Consider the following 3,325-nt stretch of genomic DNA (forward strand, 5'->3'; position numbering starts at 1 on the left):
CTTGTTTCATCATCTAATTATCTCAGTAAGTTAGAGACCCTGAATGATCCTGAAACAAGTTCAGGACATGATTTTGGGTGACAAAAAAAGACTTTTTACGAGACCATCAAAAATGCGGTCTTTAAAAAAACATGGTTTTGCCAATCTTGCTCAAGCTATCTACTCCCCGTATCTCATGGGAAAACAAGGGTATTTTTATAATGGTACGGTCAGGATAACTTGAACGAATCTTTTTTATATGCCTCTGTTGCTCTTCCCTCTTTAAGGAACAAAACCCGCAATCCATCTGCGGGATAACCATATTTATTGCGATGTTGTTACAGGAAATCCCGGAATCATCGAGAGCATCAATGAGACGTTCCAATTCGAGGACGCCCATGGCCTCGGGGATGGTAACTCCGATGAAATCGGTTTTCTCCGGATCCGTTAGGGTTTCCTGAATCCTTCTGACATTTCTGGACATGGACAGGGCATTTTCGGCGGCCTTTGCCAGCCTGACAACCCCCTTATATTTTAAGAGCAGCCTGAAAAACGCTCTCAACCACTCCCTTACCATATCGGGAAGTTCCAAAAAACGAAGCAGGTGGCCGGTAGGCGATGTATCAAGGATGAAGAGATCAAACTTTTTTTCCTTTCTCATGTCCATGATAGTGTCAATGGCCATAATCTCGTCCAGTCCCGGAGGTGCAAGGGTAAAGAGCTCCGTCATGACCTCACGGTCGAATTTAATATCAACCCTGCTGCCCAGGAATCTATCGAACACATCCTCTATCTCATCTCTGAAATTCTTTTTGAAATCTTCGAACAACTTATCGGCATTCATTTCAAGGCCAAAAAGATTTGTATGGAGTGCGGATTGCGGAATGCGGATTGCGGAATGTTTTCCCATTAATTCCGAATTAGGAATTCGCTTCATCGCCTTCGCTGCTTCCCCTGACCACTGATCACTGTACACTGACAACTGACCACCGACAACTGCCCCCTGCTCACTGCCCACTGCCCTTAAAGGAATAGGCGTCACATTATCACCAATTTCTATTCCAAAGCTGTCCGAAAGAGAATGGGCCGGGTCGGTTGAGAAAATAAGAATGCGTTTTCCCGGATATTTTCCGGCTATATATAGAGCCGCAGCAGAAGCCAGTGTTGTTTTGCCGACTCCACCCTTACCGCCAAAGAGGACAAATTCAAGATCGGGATCGAGATTTAAATATGCCCCGTGTTCCTCATCCTGCGGGTTCGCTTTTTTAAATTCAATAGGGCTGGCTTTGCCTGATAAATAGTCCGTCAGCTTCTTCAATTCAGCGACCCCCCGGATTTCCACGGGGAACAGGGGAACTTTTATCAAGTTATATCGGGAAAATTTATCTTTGATTTCAGCCAGAGGCTTCTTTTGATCCTCCTTTTTCAACCTGCAAAATTCACAGTCTTCACTCTCCATCACGCGGTTGACTATTATCTCCTTCACCGGGACATTGATCTTTTCGAGCGATATGAGCATTCTTTCAGTTTCGTAGACACTCATGGGCTCAGGAATGGTCACCGGTACAAAGCGGGTCGTCTCAATGTTCGAGAGCAGCCTTTTAACTCTGTCGATGTCCGAGGAGAGATTATCCAGGAAAATGTCACACTCATCTTTAACGTAACTTTTCCCCGTAAAATGTACGAACATGTAGCGGTGTTTGTGCTGCATGAGGTCCATGACCTCAATCCACTTCTGCATCTGTGCGGGCAGGTTAAGCATTCGGACGGTGTGCCCTGTAGGGGCGGTATCCACTATCAAAATATCATAGGTTCCATCCTGTATGAGATTGGCCATTTCAATGATTGCCATAACCTCATCCATGCCGGGAAGTGAAAGATCGAAAATTTCCGCAATATCCTGCTGGTCGAAATAGGTTCCCCTGTCCGCTAACTTTTTGATGACAGCTTCATTCTTTGCTTTGAATTCACCCGCCAGTCTGGACGCATCCATCTCACGGGCGTATAGATTACTGATTGCGGATTGCGGATTGCTGATTGCGGATCGGCCACTGACCACTGACCACTCATCACTGACCCCTGATCCCTGACCACTGACCACTGAAACAGGCGTCACGCGATCACCAATCTCTATTCCAAAACTGTCTGACAGGGAGTGGGCAGGATCGGTAGATACTATCAGGACTTTTTTTTCATCGGGATTAGATTGTGCCAGGTGAAGCGCAGCGCTTGCCGCCATGGTAGTCTTACCAACGCCGCCTTTTCCACCGAAAAGAATTAATCGTAAATCTCTGTTGTGAAAATATTCAGGCACATGGCAAGAGAGCATTATTGAACTCCGAGGGGGAATTAATTATTTATGCATTAGTAAAAAGTCTGTCATTCCCGCGAACGTATAACGTCATTCCCGCGAATGCGGGAATCCAGTCTATTGACATATATCTGCATACAAGTCCCGCCATTCGGAATTTTTCTCTTCTATCAGTTCTACTTTCCATGCTCTTCTCCATTTTTTGAGCTGTTTTTCCCTTTTGATAGCATTTTCAGCATCTTCATGGATTTCGTAATAAACGAGCCTTTTAATTCCATATTTATTTGTAAAACCTTCAGCAAAACCGTTCTTGTGCTGCCATACTCTTTTAACGATATCAGAAGTTACACCCAAATAAAGCGTTCCATTCCGCTTACTTGCCAGTATGTAGACATAAAATTGTTTTTCCATCATCATTCTGGTCCCCGATCAGGTCGAGGACAAGGTTATCAATTCTGGATTCCCGCGTTCGCGGGAATGACGGTTGCGGTAATGTTCACTGCTCACTTCTCACTCTTAGACAATTTGATCTCCAGCAGATTGTTTTTCAGGTACATTTCATGGCTGTCAGGGTCTATTTCAGAAGGCAAATCAATGATTTCCTTCCATGTAGAACCGGTTTTTACAGACCTTACAGTAATCTGATTTTTTTCAACATCCAGCCTTAAATCAGGCTCCTCTATTCCTTTTACTTCCATAACGACCTGTATGCAGGAATCTTCATCGAATATGTCCAGCAGGCGGTCATCACTCTGTATCCATTTATCATGTTTTCCCAACAACCACCAGCTAAACAAAACTGCCTCTCCCGTCTCCGGATCAACCTTTGACCTCTCGAAGGAAAGTATCGGACATCCGATGACTTTTTCAGCAACAGGGTTAATCGTTTCCCTTATATTCATAAGCATATGCATATGATTCGGGGCATCTATCAGTTCGGCCAGCCGGTCTATTTTGGCATGGCGTTTATCCCACAGGTACCACAGAATATCCTGACCATCATGATCCAGTTGAACTGCAATCTTTTCGACCGTC

The 3,325-nt window shown here is 44.7% G+C and carries 3 protein-coding genes; all 3 read right to left on the minus strand.

The window, feature by feature from the left end:
• Positions 1-121 precede the first annotated feature (121 nt).
• Positions 122-2,308 (minus strand): ArsA family ATPase, encoded by a 2,187-nt coding sequence (locus tag Q7J27_13280; protein MDO9530113.1) that lies wholly within the window; start codon positions 2,306-2,308, stop codon positions 122-124.
• A 99-nt stretch (positions 2,309-2,407) separates the two neighbouring features.
• Positions 2,408-2,707, minus strand: a complete 300-nt coding sequence (locus Q7J27_13285) for a GIY-YIG nuclease family protein (protein ID MDO9530114.1) — start codon at positions 2,705-2,707, stop codon at positions 2,408-2,410.
• Between the two features lie 86 nt (positions 2,708-2,793).
• A partial coding sequence (locus tag Q7J27_13290) for an Hsp20/alpha crystallin family protein (protein ID MDO9530115.1) occupies positions 2,794-3,325 on the minus strand: 532 nt, incomplete at its 5' end.

Source organism: Syntrophales bacterium (assembly GCA_030655775.1).
Lineage (GTDB): Bacteria > Desulfobacterota > Syntrophia > Syntrophales > JADFWA01 > JAUSPI01.

Bases quoted from the DNA above. Each gene is read 5' to 3' on its own strand.
- Q7J27_13280 (MDO9530113.1), bottom strand. From the start codon at position 2,308: ATGCTCTCTTGCCATGTGCCTGAATATTTTCACAACAGAGATTTACGA.
- Q7J27_13285 (MDO9530114.1), bottom strand. From the start codon at position 2,707: ATGATGATGGAAAAACAATTTTATGTCTACATACTGGCAAGTAAGCGG.